Consider the following 23757-nt stretch of genomic DNA (forward strand, 5'->3'; position numbering starts at 1 on the left):
AGGGAGCCTTCAGATGTTTCGAGCTGTGAACCTGACGGGAAGAGTGCGCAGGCCACGCATGATCAGACCCCCGCGCCAGCGAAGCTCGTTGGGCGGAACAGCGAGTTCCAGATCCGGCAGACGCGTCAGCAAAGTCGCAAGCGCCGTCTGCCCTTCAAGTCGTGCGAGCGGAGCACCCAGGCAGTAGTGGATGCCGTGCCCGTATCCGAGGTGCTGGTTGTCGGTGCGGGAGAGGTCGAGGGTGTCGGGATCGGCGAACCGCTCGGGGTCCCGGTCGGCCGCGGCGAGGACGACGAGAACCGGATCGCCGGCCGCGACGTCCTGTCCTCCGAGGGTCAGCGGCTCGGTGGCGAAGCGCCAGGTGGCCAGTTCCACGGGGCCGTCGTAGCGCAGCAGCTCCTCGATGCCGGTCTCCAGCAGGCCGCTCTCGCCGGCGGCGAGGGACTCCTGGAGGCGGGTGCGCTGATCGGGGTTCATGAAGAGGGCGTGCACCCCGTTGCCGATCAGGTTGACCGTGGTTTCGAAACCGGCGAACAGGAGGATGAAGGCCATGGCCGTGGCCTCGGCCTCCGTCAGGTGGTCCCCGTGGTCGCTCGCGCGGATCAGGTCGGAGATGAGGTCATTGCCCAGATCATCCCTTTTGCGGTGGATGAGTTCACCGAGGTAGGTCCGCATCTGCTTCACGGAGCGGGCGACACCGCCGCGCGGGCCGCCGCCGTGCCGGATCATCATCCCGGCCCAGTCGCGGAAGTCGTCCTGGTCCTCGCGCGGTACGCCGAGCATCTCGCAGATGGCGTAGATGGGCAGCGGGAAGGCGAACTCGTGGATGAGGTCCGCTTCCCCCTCGCCCCCCTCCCCCGCCTTTTCGACGATCTTGTCGATGAGGTGGTCGGTCAGCTCCTGCACCCGCGGGGTGAACTCGGCCACCCTGCGCGGGGTGAACGCCTTCGACACCAGCCGCCGCAGCCGGGTGTGGTCCGGCGGGTCGATGTTGAGCAGATGCGTCATCAGCTCCGCCTTGCGCTCCCCCGGGATCCCGGTCTTGCCCTTGGCGTGCGCCGGCTCCGCGTGGTGCGCCGGGTTCTTGCTGAGGCGCTGGTCCGCGAGGGCCTGGCGGGCGTCGGCGTACCGGGTGACCAGCCAGGCCTCGACCCCGCTGGGGAGCTTGGTGCGGTGCACCGGGGAGTGCTCGCGCAGCCAGGCGTACGCCGGGTACGGATCGGTCGCGAACTCCCAGTCGAACAGGGTGGGGCCCTGGGGAGGAATGCTGTCTTCGGGGGCTGCGGAGGTCGGCTCGTGCACCCGCTGACCGTATCCCGCGGACCGGCTGCCATCCCATATGGGGTGTTCGCCGCGGCTGTCCGTAGATCGGCCATCGCTTGACCTCGCGTTCCCCGGCCCTCCTACTTTCGGTTCTGTGGATGCGAGGATCTTGAAGAGCAGTTTCGCGGTGGTGGAGAGAAGGGCCGAGCACGCGGTCAAGTACTTCTACTCCCACCTCTTCTGGCACAACCCCGGGATCCGTGAACTCTTCCCGGCCTCCGCCGAGGACATGGAACGCCAGCGCGACCGGCTCTTCGCCGCGCTGACCCACGTGGTCGCCCACCTCGACGACGAGGGCCTCCTCCCCTATCTCCACGACCTCGGCCGCGACCACCGCAAGTTCCTCGCCCGGCCCGAGCACTACGCGGCCGTCGGCTCCAGCCTGCTCGCCGCGCTCGCCCGGACCTCCGGCGAGGCCTGGACCCCGGGCGTGGAGAAGGCCTGGTCCGAGGCGTACCAGGTGATAGCCGACGCCATGATGGAAGGAGCCGCCGCGAGCGAGGACCCGCCGTGGTGGGACGCCGAGATCGTGCGCCACCTCCAGTACGGGCAGGACATAGGGGTGCTGACCCTGCGCCCGCACGCCCCCTTCCCCTATCTCCCCGGCCAGTACGTGAGCGTGAGCAGCGAGCGGGTCCCGACGACCTGGCGCACGTACTCCATGGGGAACGCCCCGCGCCCGGACGGCACCCTCGACCTGCACGTCAGCCGCATCGAGCACGGCCGGCTCAGCACCGCCCTGGTCCGCGAGGCCCGGCCCGGCGACATGCTGCGGCTCGGCGCGGCCGGCGGGCAGCTGACCTTCCGCCGCGCCGACCGGCCGGTCAGCTTCATCGCGGCCGGCACCGGCTGGGCGCCGATCCGGGCCATGCTGGAGGAGCTCGCCGGGCAGCCCCCCGATCAGGACGTACGGCTCTTCGTCGTCGCCCGGGACGCCGCCCACCTCTACGACCGGCCGCTGATAGACGAGTACGCCGCCGCCTTCGGCTGGCTCGGCGTCACCTACATCACGCCCGCCCCCGGGCAGCACCGCAACCAGGCCACCGGGCGGCTCGCGACGGCGCTCGGCCACCGGGCGCTCTGGCCCGACCAGGACGTCTACCTCAGCGGCCCGCCGCCGTTCGTCGACGAGACCGCGCACCTGCTCCGGGAGCTCGGCGCCCTCCCCGGCCGGATCTTCCACGACTCCGTCCCCGCCGCCGGCACGGGCCACGGCCCCAACGGCCGGCCCCTGGGCTTCGGGGAGTGGTTCCTGAGCCGCCCCGCACCGCACTGGCACAACCCGTCGGGGCGCGCGCCCCGGTAGGGGTCCCTGCTGCCCGCGGGCTACTCGCCGACGCCCTCGGCGGCGCGGATCGCGTCCCGGTAGACGCGGGCCGCGGCGCGCAGCGCGGTCTCGGGGTCGACGCCCGCCGCCTCGGCACGCGCCGCCAGTTCGAGCAGTTCGTACCCGATGCCCTCGCCGCGGGGCAGCTCCACGGCCACGCCGCCCGTGCGGACCCGGCCGGCGAGCTTGGCCGCGAGCGCGAGACCGGGCTGGCCCAGCGGGATCCCGTCGGTGACCGACTCCCGCTGCTTCTCGACCGCCTTGGTGCGCTGCCAGTGCGCGCTGACGTCCTCAGGGGTCTGCGCGTCCGCGTCGCCGAAGACGTGCGGGTGCCGGTGGATCAGCTTCTCGACGAGGCTGCCGGCCACGTCGTCGATGGAGAACGGCTCCTCGGGATGCTCCTCGGCGATGCGCGCGTGGAAGACCACCTGGAGGAGTACGTCGCCGAGCTCCTCGCGCAGCGCCTCCCGGTCCCCGTCCTCGATGGCCTCGACCAGCTCGTACGCCTCCTCCGTGGCGTACTTGACCAGTCCTTCGTGGGTCTGGCGCGAGGTCCAGGGGCATTCCCGGCGGACCCGGTCCATCACCTGGACGAGGTCGAGCAGGCGGGCGCCGGGCAGATCGTAGGAGCCGGGAAGCAGCTCGAGGTCGGGCATGTCGACGCGGCCGGAGCCGGCGAGCCGGGCCAGTCCGTCGGTGAGCCGCTGGTCGCCCTCGCCGCTCGGGATCACCACGACCGTGCGGCCGCCGGCGCAGGCCTCGACCAGCGCGTGCGCGTCCGGGGTCTCGTGCGCGACCTCGACGCCCGCCTCGCGCAGGTACGGCAGCTGCGGGTGGCCCGGGTCGGCGCACAGCACCCGGTCCGCGGCGTGCAGGGTCTGCCAGGCCGGCCAGGACAGCAGGCCGGGCGCGACCCGGTGGCTGGCGGTCAGCAGGACGATCCGGCCGGCGGCGGTGTCGCCGGCGGCGGCAGGATCGGCGGCGGGCACGGCGGGGGCGGGTTCGGCGGCGTGGTCGTTCACCCTCCGAACCTACCTCCGGACGGGCGGCTCAGGCTCCGGCGGGGGCCTGCTCGGGCCTGGTCCGCTGGACGATCCAGGGGGTGTCCTGGTCACCGAGCACGATCTGCTGCGCATCCCAGACGCCGTAGCGCGGGTTCACCTCGATGTGCAGCGCCTTCGCGGCGGACGCGAGCTTCTCGACGGCCTTGTCCTGGCTGCCGTAGTGGTCGAAGAGCTTGTCGCGCAGCAGCTTGAAGCGGGCGTCGGCGTCGAGCTGGCCGGGCGCCAGCTGGGCCTGCTCGAGGGCGGCCGCGGCCAGCTTCTCGCTGCCGCCGGCCTTCTCCAGCTGGGCCTTGCGGAAGTCCTGGACCTCCTTCTCGCCGACGCTCACGCCCGCGTCCTTCGCGGCGCGTTCCAGGACGACGGTCTGGATCATCTTGTTGAGCTTGACGCGCTCCAGGCCGGGCGAGGCCTGGATGAGCTGCGCGGCGGTCGGCCCGGACTCGTTCTGCGCCGCGCGGACGTCGCTCACCTGGGCCTGGAGCGCGGAGGTGGTGATGCGTTCGCCGCCGACGACGGCCGCGGTACCGGGGCGGGCCTGACCCGAGCAGGCGGACAGCAGGGGGGCCGCCGCGAGCAGGGCGGCGGAGACGGAGAGCGCAGTGCGACGGTGCAAAGGAGCCTCCAGGGCCGGGAGATTGTGCGTCGGTGCACAAGGGCCGTGCGGTGATCGATGGTATGCAGTCAGGGTGGTCCGGGCCACCGGTTCGACCAACGATTCCCGGGGTGTTGGGGTGCGTATTCACTCGGTGGCCACCCTTTGGTCCACCGGCGCTGCCAAAGTCGGCCCACCATGTCGACACCGCACCGCTCGCCGCGCCGCCGGAGCCTGCACGGCTCGGCCCTCGCCGCCCTGATCACGGCGGTGGCCGTGTGCGCCGGGGACGCGGCCGCCCGCGTGTTCCCGTACGGGCACCGCCACCGCAGCATCAACGACCTCGGGAACCAGTTCGTCCCCTTCCACGCCCACCTGTGGGACCTCCTGCACGGGCGCGCGGAGGGCGGGCTGCTGCTCAACTGGCAGTCCGGCTACGGCACGAGCTTCCTGCCCGACTTCGGCACCTACCTCTCGAGCCCGTTCGCGGTGCTCGTCGCGCTGTTCCCGCGCGAGGACATCGACCTCGCCGTGTACGTGGTCACCGTGCTCAAGATGGCTGCCGCCGCGGCGGCGATGGCCTGGCTGCTGCGCACGCAGCGCCGCGGGCCGTGGTGGGCGGCGGGACTGCTGGCCGCCTCGTACGCGCTGTGCGGCTGGTCGGTGATCGAGGCCTCGTACAACCCGATGTGGCTGGACGGGCTGATCGCGTTCCCGCTCCTGTGTCTGACGGGTGAATGGGCGCTGCGGGGGCGCCGGCCGGCGGTCGCCGTCCTCGTGGTGGCGCTGTGCTGGACGGCGAACTTCTACACGGCCTACATGGCGACCCTGGGCGCGGCGCTGGTGCTCGTGTTGCGGGTGGTGCTGACGCGCCAGGGAGTACGGGAGCGGCTGCGGGTGCTCGTCCGCGGGGCGGGGACGACGCTGCTGGGCATCGCGGTGTCCGCCCCGGTGCTGGTCCCCCTCTTCCTGAGCTCGAAGCAGGCGTACCCGGGGTGGACGCGGCAGTTCGCGCCGGTGTCCTGGCCGGACCTCTTCGCGCGGGTCCTGCCCGCCACGTACTCCTTCTCCTCGCCGGCGCTGTTCGTGGGTACGGGGACGCTGCTGCTGGTGGCGGCCCTGCCGTTCCACCGGGCGGTGCCGCCGGCGACCCGCCTGGGGTGGGCGGGGCTGACGGCGGCCGTCCTGCTCTCCTTCCAGTGGACGCCGACGCACCTGGCCTGGCACGTGTTCGCGACCCCGAACGGCAGCCCGTACCGGCAGACCTTCGTGCTGGCCGGGGTGGCGGTGATCGCCGCGTGGACCGGGCTGGCGACGGCCGGGCTGCCGGGGCCGCGGGCGCTGGCCGCCGGGGCGGCGGTGCTGGCCGCGGCGGCCGCGGCGGCGAGCGGCAGCACCCTGGCGACGGCGTGGGGGTTCGCTCTGTTCTGCGGCGGGCTGGCGCTCGCGGCGGGGGCCTGGTGGTGCCTGCGCCACCGCAGGCTGGTCCTGCCCGCGGCCGGGGTGCTGGCGCTGGTACTCGTCGGCCAGGCCGCGGCGACGACGGCGTTCGGGCACAAGGGCAAGCTGGGCGGCCTGGACGACTACCCCTCGTGGGGGGCGGCGCACACGGCGCGCGCCGAGGCCCTGGCCGGCGCCGAGGGCTGGCCGGCGTACCGCACGGACCCGAGCCGGCCGGCGCTGTCGGGCAACGATCCGCTGCTGCTGGGCGGTGAGGGCGGCGCGTACTACAGCAGCCACACCCCCGACGTGTTCACGCGGACGATGGTGGCCCTCGGGGCGGGCTGGACCTCGCGCGGGCGCAACGTGCAGAGCATCGACAACCCGGTGACGGACGCGGTGTTCGCGGTCGGCGCCCGCCTGCGGCCGGACGGCACGATCGGCCGCGCGCAGGTGCCGCCGCTGATCACGATCCGCCCGCCGGGGCCCACGCCGTCGTACGCCGACGGCGACGGGCCCCCCTTCGCCAACCAGGAACTCCTGCTGGGCGCCCGGGTGTACGAGGACCCCGTCTCCCCCGGGGTGTGCCGGGCGGGCACGGAGGCCTACCTCTGGGCCCCGGAGTACAACGCGACGGCCCGCCTCGCGGACGGCCCCGCCTTCCGGCTGAACGGCAACGCCCCCCGCAACCGGGCGGCCCTGCAGCCGCTGGGCGCCTCCCGGGGGGCCTCATCGGCTCTGGTCTTCGACGCTGCCGCGCCGCCGCGCTGGGCCCTGTCCTGCCTGGACCGCGCCCGCCTGGACCCGGCGGTGGCCGCGCTCCGCGCGTCGGCGCCCACCTCCCTGCGGGTCGGCTCGTCGACCGTGCGCGCCACCGTCCCGGCGGGCACCGCGGGCACGGCGGTCCTCTCGTCCCCGGCGATCGCGGGCTGGACCTGCAACGACCGGCCGGCCACGCCGTACCTGGGCCTGGTCTCCGTCCCCGTGACCCCGGGCACCACGGCGATCACCTGTACGTTCCGCCCCCCGGGCCTCCTCCCGGGCACGGCCGTCGCGACAGCGGCCCTCCTGCTGCTGGGCGCGTTCCTCGCGGTGCAGCGCCGCCGCAGGCCCCGGGCCGGCCGGACGGTCGCACCGGGCGCCCGGGAGGCCGGCGCCTCCGCGGAGCTCGCCGCGACCGGGGCGTGAGCGCCGGCGTCAGCGGACCTGGCTCAGCCAGTGCAGGGTGCGGCGGACCTCCGTCGAGAAGGGGTGCGCCGGGCCGTGGACGCGCTCGGCGTCGAACAGGAGGCGGGCCAGGGTGTCGTGGGCCGCGGGGCGGTCGCCCATGGAGAGCAGCAGCTGGGCTATCCGGCGGCGGACCTCCAGCGGGAGGCCGGGGTCCGGGTTGGCGTAGTGGTTCTCGAACAGCGGGAGCAGGGAGCGGTATTCGGCCAGGGCGGCGCCGGGGGCGCCGAGCTGCTCCAGGCACTGGGCCGCGTCGTAGCGGAAGCGCAGGGACTGGGGGTCGCCGGCCGGGAACTCGTCGGCGAGGCGGCGCAGTTCGGGCAGGGCGCGGCGGTACTGGCCGTCGTCCATCAGCGTGGCGGCGTACTGCTTGCGCAGGGAGCGGACCACCGGTGAGTGCGCGCCGTGCTCGGCCTCGGCCGCCGGGAGGATCCCGCCGAGGATGTCCACGGCCTGGGTGAGGCGGCCCTCGTCCAGGAGGCTGCGCGCCTCGTCCACCGCGGCCGGGATGTCCGGCTTCCGGGGCGGCGTCGGCGGGACGGTCGGCTGCGGCGGAACGGTGGAGGCGCGGTCCGGCCAGGGGGCGTGGGGGCGCAGGAAGGGGCGGGTCGGGTCGAGCGTGCCCGCCGGCGTGCCCTCCTTGGGCAGCAGCGAGGCGAGGGCCTCGTACACGTGCTGTGCGGAGGCGGGCCGGTCCTGCGGGTCCTTCGCGAGGAGGTGGAGCAGGACCGCCTCGAGCTGGTGCGGGATCTCGGGGCGCATCCTGCGGACCGGAACGGGCGGCTCGTACAGGTGGCGGTGCAGTACGCCGAGTGCGGTGGACCCGGCGAACGGGACGTTGCCGCTGAGGAGTTCGTACAGCAGGACGCCGAGTGCGTAGAGGTCGGTGTGGGGGCCCACCGCGCCGCCCATCGCCTGCTCGGGCGCCATGTACGCCGGACTGCCGATCGGCGTGCCGGTGCTGGTGAGGCGGGTGGTGTCGGTGTCCATCACCGAGGCGACACCGAGGTCGAGGACCAGCACGGTGCCGTCCGGGCGGATCATCACGTTGCGCGGCTTCAGGTCGCGGTGCACGATCGGCACCGCGTGCACGGCCGACAGCACCCCGCACAGCTGGGCGACCACGGCGACCGCCCACGGCCAGGGGTAGGGGTCGTGCTGGGCGAGGTGGTCGGCGAGGTCGGTGCCCTCGACGTAGCCCATGACGAGGAACAGCTCGTCGCCGTCGCTGCCCGCGTCGTGGACCGTGACCAGGCCCGGGTGGTCCACCTGCGCCGTGACCCGGCATTCGCGCACGAAGCGGCGGCGCAGCTCGTCGGCGACGGAGCCGGGGCCCGCCACCTTGTCGGGGCGCAGCAGTTTGACGGCGACGCGGCGGTCCAGCCGCTGGTCGTACGCCGTCCAGACCTGGCCCATGCCGCCCTGTCCCAGGATGGAGGCGAGCTGGTAGCGCTCGCCGATGATCCGGTCGTCATCGGTCACCGGGCCGGGCCCTCGCCCTCGTTGCCGGGCGTGTTCGGGTTCGCCTGCGGATTCGGGTGCGGGTGCGGCGTCTGCTTGCGCAGCAGCTCGCTCAGCTCGTCGAGCTCGGCGCGCACCTGTCCGATCCGCGGCGGGGTGGCCGGCCCGGGAGCCGGTGCGGGGGCCGGGCTCGGCGTCGGGGTCGGCGTGTGCTGCTGGGCCGGCGGGTATCCGTACGCCGGCCGGGCCTGCTGCTGCGGCGGAACGTACGGCGCGGGCTGCGCCGGGTACCAGGGGGCGGCCGGGGCCGCCGCCGCGCGGGCTGCGTAGTGGCGGATGTCGGAGACGAGGAAGTACACGCAGGTCAGGAAGCCGGTGATGATGATGCCGAAGGCGCCGGTATCGCTCTGCCAGCCGTCGGTGTCGGGCGTCTTGTCGGCGCCGATCAGCGCGATCCAGGCGACGCTGAGCGCGCAGTTGACGGCCAGCAGCCACCAGTCCCGGGGCTTGCGGGTGACGACCGCGAGCCGCAGCATCGTGCCCCATCCCAGGAAGCCGCAGCTCAGGACGGGCAGCAGGGCGAACAGCACGCGCAGTGCCACGATTCCCCCGGTACTGGGCTGGGGGCCTTGCTGCGGCGGGAGGCCGGGGCCGTGCATCGCTGCTCCTGACGGACCGATTCGACGAAGTTTCGGGTCTGAGCGTATACAGCGTTTCCGGCCGCCAGTGAGGGGATGCGCGCAACCGTTGCAGGGTCGCCGCACACCTTCGTCCGCCGCGGGCCGAGCCGCCGGGGCGGAAATCGCCGGGGCCTCCTGACCGGCGGCGACTACCCTCGGCAGTCGAGTTGCTGTTCCTAGGGGGAATCCACATGCGCAGCCGGACCATCGGCATGTCGGTGCTGGCCACTTCGGCCCTGTTCGGGCTGACGACGGCCTGCCTGCCGGGGGGCGGGGGCAAGGCCGCCGACGTCGGCAGGGCGGCCCGCGCCGCCGAGCAGGCCTCGGACGCGGCCACGCAGTCGCCGACGGCCAGGGGCAAGGACAAGAGCACGGGCGTGCTCGCCGACCTGTCGGGCGCCGAGATCCTGAGCCAGTCGTACGAGGCCATGCGCAAGGTCGAGTCGGCGCACGTCGTCGCGAAGCTGCGCGAGGAGGGCAAGCAGGTGGAGTTCGACCTCTCCCTCGACAAGAAGGGCGGCTGCAACGGCGCGATCCGGTACGAGGCCATGGGCAAGGTGGACCTCGTCAAGTCCACCGACCTCGTGCACTTCAAGGGGGACACCGACTACTGGCGGGCCGTGGCCGCGAAGAAGCACACCCCCAAGAAGCAGACGGACGCGATGGTCACGATGCTCGCCGACCGCTGGCTGAAGATGCCGCTCTCCGATCCCGAGGCGGCCTCGTTCGCCCACGTCTGCGACCTGGGCAAACTGACGGGCGGGAGCAGCAAGCCCAGCCCGCTGGCCCGCAAGGGCGAGACGGTCGCCATCGACGGCAAGCAGGCGCTGACCATCACCTCGGCGGCCAAGGAGGGCACGGAGGTCGACTACATAGCCACCCAGGGCACCCCGTACCTGCTCAAGTCCACGATTTCGGGGGACGAGAGCGGGGAGATCCTCTTCTCCGCGTTCGGCACGCCGGTCGACACGGCCCTGCCGGAGGGCACGGACGTCCTGGACCTGTCGAAGCTGGGCGGCGGCGGCCCCGCCGAATCGGTCTGAGACCGACCTCGGCGGGCGGATCCCCGAGAACGCGCGTAGCGTCGCAAAAGGGATACGGAAGGGAGCCCTCGCATGGGGATCTTCGACAGGGCCAAGGAAATGCTGCACGGCCACAGCAAGCAGGCGAAGCAGGCGTCGGACGCCGCCGAGCAGCAGATCAACCAGCGCACCGGCGGCAAGTACGCCGAGCAGGTCGACCAGGGCCAGCAGCAGGTCGAGAAGCAGCTGGGCATCGACGACGACCCGAACAGGTAGCCCACGCCCGACCGGCCCGCGGCGCGGCCGGGGACCCGTGGGTCACCGGCCGCGCGCCCGGCCGTGCGCGACGGGCTACGACCCGAGGATCGTGGTGAGGAACTCCCCGGTCCAGGCCAGCAGTTCCCGCCCGACCAGCGGCTTCCCGCCCACCCGGGCGGTCTTCGGCCGCGGGATCAGCACCTGCGAGGTGGCCGGCTTGAGCACCGAGCCCGGGTAGAGCCGCTTGAGGCGCAGCTCCTGCGATTCGCGCAACTCCACCGGCCCGAAGCGGATGTTGACGCCCTGGAGGGTGATGTCGCCGACCCCGCAGGCCCGCGACAGCATCCGCAGCCCCGCCACCAGCAGCAGGTTCTCCACGGGCTCCGGCAGCTTGCCGTAGCGGTCGTGGAGCTCCTCGCGCACCGCCTTGATGTCCGCCTCGGAGTTCGCCGACGCGATGGACCGGTACGCCTGCAGGCGCAGCCGCTCGCCGGGCGCGTAGTCGTGCGGGACGTGCGCGTCGACGGGCAGCTCGATCTTGACCTCCAGCGGCGGCTCCTCCTCCACCCCGCCTTCGACGGCCGCCCGGTAGTCGGCGACGGCCTCGCCGACCATGCGGATGTAGAGGTCGAAGCCGACGCCCGCGATGTGGCCGGACTGCTCGCCGCCGAGCAGGTTGCCCGCGCCGCGGATCTCCAGGTCCTTCATCGCCACGTACATGCCGGCACCCATCTCGGTGTGCTGGGCGATCGTCGCGAGCCGCTCGTGCGCGGTCTCGGTCAGCGGCTTCTCCGGCGGGTACAGGAAGTACGCGTACCCGCGCTCGCGGCCTCGGCCCACGCGGCCGCGCAGCTGGTGCAGCTGGGAGAGGCCGAAGTTGTCGCCGCGCTCCACGATGAGGGTGTTGGCGTTGGAGATGTCGATGCCGGACTCGACGATCGTCGTGGAGACGAGGACGTCGAACTTCTTCTCCCAGAAGTCCACGACGACCTGTTCCAGGGCCTGTTCGGACATCTGCCCGTGCGCGGTCGCGATCCGCGCCTCGGGCACGATCTCGCGCAGCTTGGCGGCCGCCCGGTCGATGGACTCGACCCGGTTGTGGATGTAGAAGCACTGGCCCTCGCGCAGCAGTTCGCGGCGGATGGCCGCGCCGATCTGCTTCTCCTCGTACGGGCCGACGAACGTGAGGACCGGGTGGCGCTCCTCCGGCGGGGTGGTGATGGTCGACATCTCGCGGATGCCGGTCACCGCCATCTCCAGGGTGCGCGGGATCGGGGTCGCGGACATCGTCAGTACGTCGACGTTGGCGCGCAGCTTCTTCAGCTGCTCCTTGTGCTCGACGCCGAAGCGCTGCTCCTCGTCGACGATGACCAGGCCCAGGTCCTTGAACTTGGTCTCCTGCGAGAAGAGCCGGTGGGTGCCGATGACGATGTCGACCGAGCCCTCCTTCAGGCCCTCCAGGGTGGCCTTGGACTCGGTGTCGCTCTGGAAGCGGGAGAGCGCCTTCACGCTGACCGGGAACTGGCTGTAGCGCTCGGAGAAGGTCCCGAAGTGCTGCTGCACGAGGAGGGTGGTGGGGACCAGGACGGCGACCTGCTTGCCGTCCTGGACCGCCTTGAAGGCGGCTCGCACGGCAATCTCGGTCTTGCCGTAGCCGACGTCGCCGCAGATCAGGCGGTCCATGGGGACGGACTTCTCCATGTCCTCCTTGACCTCGGCGATGGTGGTGAGCTGGTCGGGGGTCTCCGCGTACGGGAAGGCGTCCTCCAGCTCGCGCTGCCAGGGGGTGTCCGGGCCGAAGGTGTGGCCGGGGGCCGCCATGCGCGCGCTGTACAGCTTGATCAGGTCGGCGGCGATCTCCTTGACCGCCTTCTTGGCGCGCGCCTTGGTCTTGGTCCAGTCGGCGCCGCCGAGCCGGTGCAGGGTCGGGGCCTCGCCCCCGACGTACTTGGTGACCTGCTCCAGCTGGTCGGTCGGGATGTAGAGGCGGTCGCCGGGCTGGCCGCGCTTGGCGGGGGCGTACTCGACGAGGAGGTACTCGCGGGTGGCGCCCTGCACGGTGCGCTGGACCATCTCGATGTAGCGGCCGACGCCGTGCTGCTCGTGGACGATGTAGTCGCCGACCTCCAGGGTGAGGGGGTCGATGGACTTGCGGCGCCGGGTCGGCATCCGGCCCAGGTCCTTGGTGGCGGTGCGCTGGCCGGTCAGGTCGGTCTCGGTGAGGACGGCGAGCCTGAGCGCGGGGTCGACGAACCCGTTGTCGAGGGAGCCGCAGGCGACATGGACGATCGACGGCTCCAGGGTGCGCAGATCGGCCTCGAGCCGGGCCGCGATGCCCTCGCCGCCGAGCACCTCGACGGTGCGGGCGGCCGGGCCGTGGCCCTCGGTGAGGTAGACGGTGTGCCAGCCGTCGGAGATCCAGCCCTTGGTGTCGGCGAGCGCGCGGGCGGTGTCGCCGCGGTAGGCCTCGGGGGCGTGCATGCCGAGCTTGAGGGTGTCGGCGGCCAGGTCGGCGTCGTCCGCCGCGAAGGGGGACACCGACCACCACATCATGCCCAGCTCGCGCGCGTGCTCCCGTACGTCCGCGATCCCGCGCAGCGAGGCCGCGCCGACGTCGATCGGGGCCTCGCCGCCGCCGGCGGTGGCGGCCCAGGAGGCCATCAGGAACTCCTGCGAGGTCGCCACCAGGTCGGCGGCCCGGGTGCGCACCCGCTCCGGGTCGCACACCACGGCCATGGACCCGGCCGGCAGGACGTCGATCAGCAGTTCCATGTCGTCGACCAGGACCGGGGCGAGGGACTCCATGCCCTCCACCGCGATCCCCTCGGCGATCTTGTTCAGCAGTTCACCGAGCTCGGGGTGGGCCTCGGCGAGGGCCGCGGCCCGCTCCCGTACCTCGTCGGTCAGCAGCAGCTCCCGGCAGGGCGGGGCCCACAGCCCGTGCTCGGCGACCTCCAGGGAGCGCTGGTCGGCGACCTTGAAGTAGCGGATCTCCTCGACCTCGTCGCCCCAGAACTCCACGCGCAGCGGGTGCTCCTCGGTCGGCGGGAACACGTCGAGGATGCCGCCGCGCACGGCGAACTCCCCGCGCTTCTCGACGAGCTCGACGCGGGAGTACGCCGCCGCGGCCAGCGCCTCGGTGACCTCCCCCAGATCCTTGCTCTCGCCCTGCCGCAGGCTCACCGGGACCAGGTCGCCGAGCCCCTTGACCTGCGGCTGGAGCACGGAGCGGATCGGCGCGACGACGACGGAGACGGGCCCCGCGGCCGGATCGTCCTTGCTCGGGTGCACGAGACGGCGCAGTACGGCGAGCCGCCGACCCACGGTGTCGCTGCGCGGCGAGAGCCGCTCGTGCGGAAGGGTCTCCCAGGACGGGTACTCGGCCACTTCGTCGGGCGGCAGGAACGAGCGCAGCGCCGCGGCCAGGTCCTCGGCCTCCCGCCCGGTGGCGGTGACCGCGAGCACGGTCCGCTCGGTCCGGGCGGCCAGCGCGGCGATGGCGAAGGGCCGTGCGGCCGGCGGTCCGACGAGGTCCACGTGCATGCGGTTGCCGTCACCGGCCGCGGTGACCGCCTCGGCGAGGGCCGGGTCCCGGGTGACGGCGTCGAGCAGTCCGTGCAGGCTCATGAAAGGAGGCTTCCGTCCGGTGGAGGGGCAACGCGAAGGGCCCGACACGTCTCACGGGCCGGGGCTTCCCACCCTACGACGCCGCCCCCTCGCCCGCGCGAGGGATTGCGGTCACTCCGGCGAGTGACGCAATGACCGCCGGCGGCCCCGGTCCGCCCGGATGGGCCGACCGGGGCCGCCGGCCCCCCGTACGACCGCGCAGCTACTCGCTCGCGATCGCGTTCAGTACGTTCATCCGCCCTGCCCGGAAGGCCGGGACCAGTGCGGCGAACAGGCCCACGAAGGCCGACCCGGCGAAGACGCCGATGATCGTCGGCCAGGGGATCTCCAGCACCTTCAGGCCCTGGAGGGCGAGCAGCTGCTGCGCGGTCGCTCCCCAGCCCATGCCGAGGCCGAGGCCCAGGAGGGCGCCGAAGAGGGCGATGACCACCGACTCCAGGCGGATCATGCGGCGCAGCTGGCGGCGGGAGAGGCCGATGGCGCGCATCAGACCGATCTCGCGGGTCCGCTCGACCACGGAGAGGGCGAGGGTGTTCACGACGCCCAGGACCGCCACGATGATCGCGAGGGCGAGGAGCCCGTAGACCATGTTCAGCAGCTGGCCGACCTGGTCCTGGAGGTCCTTCTTGTAGTCGGTCTGGTTGCGCACCTGGTACTGCGGGTACTCGGCGAGCGCCGTCTTGACCGCCGCGTACGCGGAGTCGGCCTTCCCGTCGGCGGCTTTGGCCAGCAGCATGAAGGGCAGGGGCATCCGGTCGGCCGGAATGTACTGCTGCGCGGTCGCGGTGCTGACGTACATCGCGCCCTTGTCGATGTTCCCCTCGTCCGAGGTGATCGCGGCGACCTTCAGCTTGGCGCTCCGGCCGTCGGTGAAGGCGACCGTCATCTCGTCGCCGACCTTGACGTGGTGCTCGTCCGCGTAGAGCGAGCCGACCGACATCGCGCCGTTGCCGTACGCCGCCGCGTGCTCGCCGGCCACCATCTTGCGCCGGACGTCCTGGACGTACGTGGGGTCGTTGACGCTCAGCTCGGCGTCCTTGGCGGAGCCGTCCGGCGCGGTGATCTTCGCCTTCACCAGCCGGTACGCAGTGACGTGGTCGAGGTCCTTCGCGCCGCGCAGCGCCTGCTCGGCCTGCGGGACGACCGGCTGCTGCGCCTGGGACTGGACGATGTAGTCCGCCCCGACCGACTTGTCGAGCTCGTCGGTGGCGGAGGCCACCATCGAGGAGCCGACCACCGAGAGGCAGGCGACCAGCGCCAGTCCGATCATCAGCGCGGCGGCGGTGGCGCCGGTGCGGCGCGGGTTGCGCAGCGCGTTGCGCTCGGCGAGCCGGCCGACGGACCCGAAGGGCCGCAGCACCACGCCCGAGAGCAGCCGGACCACGCCGCCGGCGAGCAGCGGGCCGATCACGATGAAGCCGATGAGGGTGAACAGCACGCCCAGGGCCAGCCAGAGCGAGCCGGGCACGGCCTTGTCGGCGGCCGCGGCGAGGAACAGTCCCGCGCCGCCGATGCCGGTCAGGACCAGGCCCAGGGCCGCTCGGACGCGGCCGGCCTTCTTGTCGCCGGGGGTGCCGGCGTCGCGCAGGGCGGCCATCGGGGAGACCTTGCCGGCCCGGCGGGCCGGGATGAACGCCGAGACGACGGTGACGATGGTGCCGAGCACCAGGCCCACGACCGGGGTGGTCCAGGCGATGGTCAGGTCGTCGGTGGACAGGTGCATGCCCATCTGGCCCATGAGCTTCATCAGGCCGACGGCCAGGCCCACACCGGCGCCGACGCCGAGGAGCGAGCCGACGAGGCCGAGCAGCAGGGCCTCGACGACCACGGACCCCAGCACCTGGCCGCTGTCGGCGCCGATGGCGCGCATCAGGCCGATCTCGCGGGTGCGCTGGGCGACCAGCATCGAGAAGGTGTTGAAGATCAGGAAGATGCCGACGAGGAACGCGATCCCGGCGAATCCGAGCATCACGTACTTCATGACGTTGAGGAAGGAGCCGACGTCCTTGCGGTTGGCGTCCGCGGCCTCCTTCGCGGTCTGCAGCTTGTAGGTGCCGGCGCCGACGGCGGCCGCGACGTTCTGCTTGAGCTGCTCGTCGCCGACCCCGTCCTTGGCGGTCACGTTGACGTGCGTGAAGAGGCCGGGGGCGCCGAGCAGCTTCTCCTGCGCGGTCGCGGTGTCGAAGTAGACGATCGCGGCACCCGGGTTGGTCACGGTGAAGGTGGCGATCCCGCTGATCCGGGCGCGGATGTCGCCGGTGACGGCGATGGTGCGCAGCTCGTCGCCCAGCTTCAGGTGGTGCTTCTCGGCGGTGTCGGCGTCGACCATCATCTCGGTCGGGCCGCGCGGGGCCCGACCGGAGGTGATCTTCATCGACTTGAGCTCGTTGTCGTTCCAGTTGCCCGCGATGGTCGGGGCACCGGTCGTCGAGCCCAGGTTCTCGTTCTTGGCGTTGACGACCGTGACGGACATCGAGACGACGCCGCCCTCGGCGCCCTTGACGCCGTCGGCCTTCTTGACCTGCTCGACGACCGAGGCGGCCAGCACCTCGGGCTTGCCGCGGTCCGGGACGCCCTCGCCGCCCTCGGCCGCCTTGGGGCTGACCGTGACATCGGAGTTGGTGACCGCGAACAGCTTGTCGAAGGTGGTGTTCATGGTGTCGGTGAACACCAGGGTGCCGCAGACGAACGCGACGGAGAGCAGGACGGCGACGGCGGAGAGCGCCATCCGCCCCTTGTGCGCGACGAAGTTGCGCCTCGAGGTCTTCAGGACGGTGTTGCTCACGAGGTCCGCCCGCGCGCGTCGAAGTCCTTCATGCGGTCGAGGACCTGGTCGGCGGTGGGCCCGTACATCTCGTCCACGATCCGGCCGTCTGCCAGGAAGATCACGCGGTCCGCGTACGAGGCGGCCACCGGGTCGTGCGTGACCATCACGATGGTCTGGCCGAGCTCGTCCACCGAGCGGCGCAGGAAGCCGAGGACCTCGGCGCCGGCCCGGGAGTCCAGGTTTCCGGTGGGCTCGTCGCCGAAGATGATCTGCGGGCGGGCCGCCAGGGCGCGGGCGACGGCCACGCGCTGCTGCTGGCCGCCGGAGAGCTCGGTCGGGCGGTGCTTGAGGCGGCCCGCGAGGCCGACGGTCTCCACGACCCGGTTCAGCCACTCCGCGTCGGGCTTGCGGCCCGCTATGTCCATGGGGAGCGTGATGTTCTCCAGGGCGTTGAGCGTCGGCAGCAGGTTGAACGCCTGGAAGATGAAGCCGATCCGGTCGCGGCGCAGCTGCGTGAGCTTCTTGTCCTTCAGGCCGGTGATCTCGGTGTCGTCCAGGTGGATCTGCCCGCTGGTCACCGTGTCGAGACCGGCGAGGCAGTGCATGAGCGTGGACTTGCCGGAGCCGGAGGGGCCCATGATCGCCGTGAACTGGCCGCGCTTGATGTCCACGTCCACCTCGTCGAGGGCGACCACGCGGGTCTCCCCGGCGCCGTAGGCCTTGACGACCTTGCGCGCCCGGGCCGCGACGGCTTCATGCCCTCCAGTACCCCCGTGCCTGGTTTCGGTCATAGCCGTTGTCACGGTGCTTCCCCTCGTTCGTCGCGCTGCTGCGCTTGTGCCCGGTTCCGGCACGTCGGCCGGATCCGGCGTGTGATGCCGTCGTGAAGTCTGCGCGGCGGAGGCGGCCGGCGCGCTGGTGCCCATCGCCGTATCCACCGGGGGGTTAACCCCACCCCCGCTCGTATGAACCAGTTAAGGACCTCCCCGGGCCGTCCTCCTCCTCCGCCGGGACGAAAGCCCCCTGGACCCTTGTGAGGAGCAACCCCTAGGGGTTCTCCACCCTTTGGGGGACCGGCTCTGGGGGATACCGCTGGATACGCCGTGATGAGAGGGTGTTCCCCGCAGGTACGTGCACGGTGAAAGGATCTTGGTGGGCGCGGAGGAGAGCACGGGAGAGCGCACCGGGGACGCTGCAGGAGAGAGCGGCGAAGCCGTCGCCGGGCGTCCGGTTTCAGCCAAGAGCGGCGGGGCCGGCGCCGGGCCGGGAGCGGGGGCACGAGCCGCGGCCGAGGCCGCATCCGGGGCCCCGGCGGCCCCCGGGAGCGGCAGCCGGCCCCCGCGCACCGCGCTCGTCGCCGCCCTCATGCTGAGCATGGCCCTCGTCGCCCTCGACCTCTCCATCGTCTCCACCGCCGTCCCCCAGATCGTCGGCGACCTCGGCGGGTTCTCCGTCTTCTCCTGGCTCTTCGCCGGCTACCTGCTCGCCGTCACCGTCACCCTCCCCGTCTACGGGAAGCTCTCCGACACCCTCGGCCGGGGGCCCGTCCTGCTCTTCGGCATAGCCCTGTTCGTCGTCGGCTCGCTGCTGTGCGCGCTCGCCTGGAACATGGCCGCCCTCATCGCCTTCCGCATCGTCCAGGGGCTGGGCGGCGGCGCCCTCCAGGGCACCGTGCAGACCCTGGCCGCCGACCTGTACCCGCTCAAGGACCGCCCGAGGATCCAAGCCAGGATGTCCACCGTCTGGGCCGTCTCCGCCGTGGCCGGCCCCGCGCTCGGCGGACTCATCGCCTCGTACGCCGACTGGCGCTGGATCTTCCTCATCAACCTGCCGCTGGGCGGCCTGGCCGGGTGGATGCTCGCCCGCCACCTCGTCGAGCCCGTACGGTCCCCCGGGCGCCGCGGCCCGATCGACTGGGCGGGCGCCCTCGGCGTCTTCGCCTGCGGCGGGCTGCTGCTCTTCGCGCTGGTGCAGGGCGGAGTCGCCTGGCCCTGGCTGTCCGCGCCCTCGCTCGGACTGCTGGGCGCGAGCGCGGTGCTGGTGGCGGTGGTCGTCCGGATCGAACGCCGGGCCGAGGAACCGATCATTCCGGGATGGGTCTGGCGCCGCCGCACCATCGCCGCCGTGAACCTGGCCCTCGGCGCACTCGGCCTGCTCATGGTCGCCCCGATGGTCTTCGTCCCGACGTACGCCCAGTCGGTGCTCGGCCTCGGGCCCGTCAGCGCCGGGCTCGTCATGTCCGCGATGACCCTCACCTGGCCCGTGTCCGCCGCCCTCAGCCAGCACGTCTACCGGCGCATCGGCTTCCGCAACTCCGCCGCCGTCGGGATCTCGCTGGCCGGCGTGATCCTGTTCTCGTTCACGCTGCTGCCGTATCCCGCCCGGCCCTGGCAGCCCACGCTGATCATGCTGCTGCTGGGCGCCGCCCTCGGCCTCTTCCAGCTGCCGCTGATCATCGGGGTCCAGTCCACCGTGGGCTGGTCCGAAAGGGGTACGACGACGGCCTCGGTGCTGTTCTGCCGCCAGGTCGGCCAGAGCCTCGGGGCCGCCCTGCTGGGGGCCGTCGCCAACGCGACCATCGCCGCCCGGCTGGCCGACGCCCCGATGCCCGGACTGCCGGACCAGCTCGACGACGTCTCCAAGGCCCTCGACCGGCCCGGGCTGCTCCCGCAGGCCGCCGCCGACTACCTGCGCGAGGCGGTGGCCGCCGCCGTGGACCACGTCTTCCTCGGCGCGACCGCCGCGGCCGTGGCGGCCCTGCTGGTCCTGCTCCTGGTGGCTCCGCGGCGGTTCCCGATACTGGCGGAGCACCAGGGGCACCAGGGGTCCGGTCCGGACGCGCGCGAGCCGTAGCGCCCGCTCCGGCCGGCCCCGGGTCCGGCCGGAGCGGGCGGAGCGCGCCTCCCGGCAGGTGTCAAGCCACGGGATCCCGCGACCTGACGGGGCGCGGACGCCGGGGCTTACTTGAGGCGGGCCCGGCTCGCGGAGCGGCCCACCCAGAGCGGCCGGAACAGCCCCGGCCGCACGGTCCACCGGGCATTCGTCCCGCCGCCCCAAGGAGAACTCCCATGACCCACCCCTTCCGGACCCGGCGTTTCCTCGTGTTCGCCGCCTCGACCGCCGCGGCGGCGGGAGCCGTGCTGCTGCCCACCGGCGCGTTCGCCGCCCCCGCGACGACGCCGCACACCGTCGTCGCCGACAGCCCGCCGGCGAACCCCTGCGACGGCCCCGGCAACATGGCGTGCAGCGGACCCCAGACCGGCACCATCGGGCACGTGGACGAGGGCGGCGGCGCCGTCGTCGTCGATCCCGGCGGGACGCCGCCCGACACCAAGGCCGGCCAGGGCAGGCACGGCCCCGGCAAGTGGGGCAAGAAGCACCCGGGCAAGAACCTCCCCGTCCCGGTCGGCAGCACCGACGACGGCGGATCGGTGCAACCCCCCATCGGTCGCGACGTGGTCTGTGACGTGGCCCCCTGCGGCCCCTCGACGCTTCCCCGGATCGAGGCCCTGTAGAGGGCACCCGGCGCCACCCCGCTTGTCATGCCCCCGGTCAACGGAGTACACCTCGGAGTCCTGAATCCGAGATCCGTTCCGGGGGGACGACATGGTTTCCGCACTCTTCGCACTGGCCTTACTGGCCGCCGTGGCCGGGCCGATCGGCCTGCGGCTGCGCCGCCACCCGGGCTTCGTCACCGGCCGCGACGGCCGGCTCTCCACCTCCACCACCCTGGCACTGGCCTGGACGGTGATCCTGGTCTGGCTCCTGCTCACGATCCTCGCGTACGGGCTCACGGCCGGCGGCGGCGCCGACTGGTTCGCCGGGGAGCACGGCCCGCTGTCCTCGCTGACCACCGTGTACCTGCCGCTGCTCGGGGGCCCGTACGTGGCCCTGATCGCGGCGAAGACGGTCGTCGGCATCCGCCTGGAGAACGGCACCATGGCCAAGCCCGCCCCGAGGCCCACGGACTCCGGGAAGCGGCCGCTGCGCGAGCTGATCGCGAACGACAGCGGGCGCACCGACCTCGTGGACCTCCAGTACGTGGCGCTGAGCGCGGTCACGATGCTGTACGTGGTGCTGTTCTTCCTCTCCGACGTGGGCGGCGGGCTCCCCCACCTCCCCGCCGAGATCTGGGCGCTGACGGGCGCACCGGCCGGGGCCTACCTGGTGAACAAGATGGCCACGCGGGCGAATCCGGTGATCACGGGTGTGGCGGTGCAGGGCGCCGCCCTGGTGGTGGAGGGCGGCGGCTTCGGGCCCGAAGCCCGGGTGGAGCTCGACTCCACCGCCCTGGCGACCGAGTACGACCCGGCGTCGGGCACCCTGACGGCGCAGTTGCCGGCCTCCGCGCCGACCGCCTTCACGGTGGTGGTCACCGCCCGCGGCCTGCGCAGCGACCCCTACCGCCACGCGCCGGCGGTCCCGGCCCCGCGGCCGGCGGGCTAGTACGCCGAGGGCGGGGCGGGGCGGGTCACGGGAGCTTCGCGAGGAACTCCCCGATCAGCGGGGCGATCTCCGCGAGGTGGGTCTCCAGCGCGAAGTGCCCCGCCCCCTCGAAGACGTGCACCTGGGCATCCGGCGCATCGCGCAGGTACGCCTTCGCCCCCGCCGGGGTGAAGAACGGGTCCCCCGCGCCCCAGACGACCAGGACCGGCACCCCGGCGGCACGCAGCCAGGCCTGCCAGGCGGGGTAGTGGGCGAAGTTCGACGCGTAGTCGAAGGCCAGGTCGGCCTGCGCGTCGGCCCGCCCCGGCAGCCCGAGGTAGTGCACGTCGAGCGTCCGGCCGTCCGGGGAGACCAGGCTCGTGTCGGCGACGCCGGTCTCGTACTGGAAGCGGATGCCCTCCGGGGTGAACAGCCCCCGCACCCGCTCCTCGTGGCCCGGCACGTCCCGCCGCAGTCCGGCGAACTCGCGGGCCGCGTCGGAGAGCCCCTCCTCGTAGGCGTTGCCGTTCTGCACGATCAGGCCCGTCACGCGGTCGGGCCGCCGCGCGGCGAGCCGCAGCCCGACGGGGGCGCCGAAGTCGAAGACGTACAGCGCGAAGCGGTCCAGTCCGAGGGCGTCGGTGAACCCCTCCACGACGTCGGCGAGCCGGTCGAAGGTGTACGTGAACCCGTCCGGGGCCTCGGTCCGGCCGAAGCCGGGGTAGTCGGGGGCGATGAGCCGGTACGGGGTGTCGCCGAGCGCGTCCATCAGCCGGGCGAACTGGTGCGAGGAGGTGGGGAAACCGTGCAGGAGCAGCAGGACCGGGCCGTCGGCGGGGCCGCTCTCGCGGTAGGCGACGCGGACCCCGTGCACCTCGGCGGTGCGGTGGTGGACGAGCTGCATCACATGCCTCCAATGGCTTTGTTTCCATTAGTCTCACCGGAGATCGCTAATGGGTCAAGTGCTTCAAGTACCATTAGCTGCATGACGTTCCCGCTCACCGGTGAGCCCCTCGCCCTGGACCTCCTCAACACCCGGCCCGTCGGCGCGGGCGACCTGATCGCCGGCCCCGAGGGGCTCGCGGCCTGGCTGGCCGTCCAGGAAGACCGGCTCGAGCCGGTCGCAGAGGTGGGCCCGGCAGAGGTGGCAGCCGTGCACGCCGTACGGGAGGCGGCCGGCGCGGCGCTCGCGGCCGCACGGCGCGGCGAGCAGCCCCCGGCCGGCGCGCTGCACGCACTGAACGAGGCATCGGCGGGCGCCCCCGCCCACCGCGCTCTCGCCTGGACCCCGGGAACCGGCCTGACGGCCGCCCCGCACCGCAGGGGCACCCCGGCCCGGCGGCTCGCGGCCGAGCTGGCGCAGGCGACGGCGGACCTCCTGACGGACCCCCGGGTGCAGGACGTACGGGAGTGCGAGGGCGCCGACTGCGTCCTGCTGTTCCTGCCGGCGCACCCGAGGCGGCGCTGGTGCGTGGCCTCGACCTGCGGCAACCGCGCCAGGGTCGCCCGCTACTACGCCCGCCACAAATCCTGACCGGGCGCCGGGTCAGCCCTCCGCCGGGGCGCGGCCCGTCAGGGCCGCAAGGCTCGAGCGGACGTGGTTCATGTGGGCCCGCATCTCGTCCTGCGCCTCCGCGTGCTCGCGCAGGATCCGGTCCGTCTCACGGCCCGCACGCTCCTCCCGGACCCGGGCCTGCGCCAGCAGCTCCGCGGCCCGCGCCTCCGCGTCCTCCTGCCCGTGCCGCGCCGACTCCTCCGCCTCCGCGTGACCGCGCCGCGCCTCCGCCAGCCGGCCCTCCGCGTGCCGCTCCAGCTCCGCGAGGCGCGCCTCCAGATCGGCCTCCCGGGCCGCCAGCTCCCGCTCCGCCGCGTCCCACTGCTCCACGTGCTCCTGCTCGCGGTCGGCCAGCAGGGCATCCGACCGGCGCCGCATCTCGGCCAGCGCCGTCTGCGCCTGCGAGCGCCACTCCGCCGCATCGTCCCTGGCCTCCGCCCGGACCGCGTCAGCCTCCCGCTCCGCCCGCAGCAGCCCCTGCCGCGCCCGGACCTCCGTCTGCTCGCGCACCGCCTCCGCGTCCTGCCGCGCCAGCTCCGCCACCCGGTCCGCGTACGCCTCGGCCGCGCCCGTCGCGTCCACCGCGTCCACCCGCGCGTCGCGGCGCACGGCGTCCGCCTCCTCCTCCACCAGCAGCAGGATCCGCCGGGCCCGCTCGCTCAGCTCGTCGTACGTCTGCGGAGCCAGCTCCGCCACCGCCTCGCGCAGCCTCCCCGCCTCCGCCTCCATCCGCTTCGCCAGGACGGTCAGCCGCGCCACCCGCTCCCACGCCTCGTCCCGGCCGGCGGAGAGCCGGGCGAGATACCGGTCGACCTCTTCCGCGCGGTAGCCGCGACCTCGTACGGTCGCGAAACCCGGTCCGTGAGGTGACATGGGTGCAGTCATCCTGGAAGCGCCTCTCTCGGGGGGATTCCTGTCAAGGATGCGCCATTTGCTCTCGGAAGCCGGAATGGCCGGGCCGAGACCCCGTACGAGGGTCCCGGCCCGGC

The 23757-nt window shown here is 73.1% G+C and carries 18 protein-coding genes; 8 read left to right on the forward strand and 10 right to left on the reverse strand.

Annotated elements, in window-relative coordinates:
- Positions 1 to 9: 9 nt before the first annotated feature.
- Positions 10 to 1302: a cytochrome P450 gene (locus ACFYXK_RS20955; protein ID WP_389412482.1), complete on the reverse strand. Its 1293-nt coding sequence runs from the start codon at positions 1300 to 1302 to the stop codon at positions 10 to 12.
- Positions 1303 to 1432: 130 nt separating this feature from the next.
- On the opposite strand from ACFYXK_RS20955, the gene ACFYXK_RS20960 reads away from it, so the two are divergent.
- Complete coding sequence (locus ACFYXK_RS20960) at positions 1433 to 2629, forward strand: globin domain-containing protein (protein WP_389412483.1); 1197 nt, start codon at positions 1433 to 1435, stop codon at positions 2627 to 2629.
- A gap of 20 nt (positions 2630 to 2649) precedes the next feature.
- Here ACFYXK_RS20960 and ACFYXK_RS20965 read toward each other — a convergent pair whose 3' ends face one another.
- Entirely contained in the window at positions 2650 to 3639 is a 990-nt protein-coding gene (locus ACFYXK_RS20965) for a nucleoside triphosphate pyrophosphohydrolase (RefSeq protein WP_389412636.1), read from the reverse strand.
- 61 nt (positions 3640 to 3700) lie between these two features.
- Entirely contained in the window at positions 3701 to 4327 is a 627-nt protein-coding gene (locus ACFYXK_RS20970; protein WP_389412484.1) for a SurA N-terminal domain-containing protein, read from the reverse strand.
- 177 nt (positions 4328 to 4504) lie between these two features.
- Here ACFYXK_RS20970 and ACFYXK_RS20975 point away from each other — a divergent pair, with 177 nt between their 5' ends.
- Positions 4505 to 6934, forward strand: coding sequence for a YfhO family protein (locus ACFYXK_RS20975; protein ID WP_389412485.1), 2430 nt, complete (start codon positions 4505 to 4507; stop codon positions 6932 to 6934).
- A 9-nt stretch (positions 6935 to 6943) separates the two neighbouring features.
- Here ACFYXK_RS20975 and ACFYXK_RS20980 read toward each other — a convergent pair whose 3' ends face one another.
- Both ACFYXK_RS20980 and ACFYXK_RS20985 read right to left on the reverse strand, forming a co-directional pair.
- Positions 6944 to 8455: a protein kinase gene (locus ACFYXK_RS20980; protein WP_389412486.1), complete on the reverse strand. Its 1512-nt coding sequence runs from the start codon at positions 8453 to 8455 to the stop codon at positions 6944 to 6946.
- Positions 8452 to 9036 carry a hypothetical protein gene (locus ACFYXK_RS20985; RefSeq protein WP_389412487.1) on the reverse strand — a complete coding sequence of 195 codons (585 nt, stop codon included), beginning with the start codon at positions 9034 to 9036 and terminating at the stop codon, positions 8452 to 8454. The genes ACFYXK_RS20980 and ACFYXK_RS20985 overlap by 4 nt, the downstream gene beginning before the upstream one ends.
- Positions 9037 to 9305: 269 nt before the next feature.
- Here ACFYXK_RS20985 and ACFYXK_RS20990 point away from each other — a divergent pair, with 269 nt between their 5' ends.
- Together ACFYXK_RS20990 and ACFYXK_RS20995 are read left to right on the forward strand one after the other, a co-directional pair.
- Positions 9306 to 10157: a hypothetical protein gene (locus tag ACFYXK_RS20990; protein ID WP_389412488.1), complete on the forward strand. Its 852-nt coding sequence runs from the start codon at positions 9306 to 9308 to the stop codon at positions 10155 to 10157.
- Between the two features lie 72 nt (positions 10158 to 10229).
- Complete coding sequence (locus ACFYXK_RS20995) at positions 10230 to 10412, forward strand: antitoxin (RefSeq protein WP_389412489.1); 183 nt, start codon at positions 10230 to 10232, stop codon at positions 10410 to 10412.
- Between the two features lie 75 nt (positions 10413 to 10487).
- Here ACFYXK_RS20995 and mfd read toward each other — a convergent pair whose 3' ends face one another.
- The 3 genes from mfd to ACFYXK_RS21010 all read right to left on the reverse strand — a co-directional run bounded on the left by mfd (position 10488) and on the right by ACFYXK_RS21010 (position 17579).
- Positions 10488 to 14021, reverse strand: coding sequence for a transcription-repair coupling factor (gene mfd / locus ACFYXK_RS21000; protein ID WP_389412490.1), 3534 nt, complete (start codon positions 14019 to 14021; stop codon positions 10488 to 10490).
- 202 nt (positions 14022 to 14223) lie between these two features.
- Positions 14224 to 16749 (reverse strand): ABC transporter permease, encoded by a 2526-nt coding sequence (locus tag ACFYXK_RS21005; protein WP_389412637.1) that lies wholly within the window; start codon positions 16747 to 16749, stop codon positions 14224 to 14226.
- A gap of 53 nt (positions 16750 to 16802) precedes the next feature.
- On the reverse strand, positions 16803 to 17579 hold the full coding sequence (locus tag ACFYXK_RS21010) for an ABC transporter ATP-binding protein (RefSeq protein WP_369778606.1): 777 nt from the start codon (positions 17577 to 17579) through the stop codon (positions 16803 to 16805).
- 361 nt (positions 17580 to 17940) lie between these two features.
- Between ACFYXK_RS21010 and ACFYXK_RS21015 the strand changes: the two genes are divergently transcribed.
- The 3 genes from ACFYXK_RS21015 to ACFYXK_RS21025 all read left to right on the forward strand — a co-directional run bounded on the left by ACFYXK_RS21015 (position 17941) and on the right by ACFYXK_RS21025 (position 21234).
- Entirely contained in the window at positions 17941 to 19641 is a 1701-nt protein-coding gene (locus ACFYXK_RS21015; RefSeq protein ID WP_389412491.1) for an MFS transporter, read from the forward strand.
- Between the two features lie 215 nt (positions 19642 to 19856).
- Entirely contained in the window at positions 19857 to 20303 is a 447-nt protein-coding gene (locus ACFYXK_RS21020) for a hypothetical protein (protein WP_389412492.1), read from the forward strand.
- A gap of 91 nt (positions 20304 to 20394) precedes the next feature.
- The gene (locus tag ACFYXK_RS21025; protein ID WP_389412493.1) at positions 20395 to 21234 is read left to right on the forward strand and encodes a hypothetical protein; all 840 of its coding nucleotides are present in this window, start codon (positions 20395 to 20397) and stop codon (positions 21232 to 21234) included.
- A 25-nt stretch (positions 21235 to 21259) separates the two neighbouring features.
- Here the strand turns inward: ACFYXK_RS21025 and ACFYXK_RS21030 are convergent, their stop codons facing one another.
- Positions 21260 to 22117 (reverse strand): alpha/beta fold hydrolase, encoded by an 858-nt coding sequence (locus tag ACFYXK_RS21030; RefSeq protein ID WP_389412494.1) that lies wholly within the window; start codon positions 22115 to 22117, stop codon positions 21260 to 21262.
- An 81-nt stretch (positions 22118 to 22198) separates the two neighbouring features.
- Between ACFYXK_RS21030 and ACFYXK_RS21035 the strand changes: the two genes are divergently transcribed.
- Positions 22199 to 22747 carry a CGNR zinc finger domain-containing protein gene (locus tag ACFYXK_RS21035; protein WP_389412495.1) on the forward strand — a complete coding sequence of 183 codons (549 nt, stop codon included), beginning with the start codon at positions 22199 to 22201 and terminating at the stop codon, positions 22745 to 22747.
- A 12-nt stretch (positions 22748 to 22759) separates the two neighbouring features.
- On the opposite strand, the gene ACFYXK_RS21040 is transcribed toward ACFYXK_RS21035, so the two are convergent.
- Complete coding sequence (locus ACFYXK_RS21040; protein ID WP_389412496.1) at positions 22760 to 23641, reverse strand: DivIVA domain-containing protein; 882 nt, start codon at positions 23639 to 23641, stop codon at positions 22760 to 22762.
- Positions 23642 to 23757 lie beyond the last annotated feature (116 nt).

Source organism: Streptomyces sp. NPDC002209 (assembly GCF_042890265.1).
GTDB lineage: Bacteria > Actinomycetota > Actinomycetes > Streptomycetales > Streptomycetaceae > Streptomyces.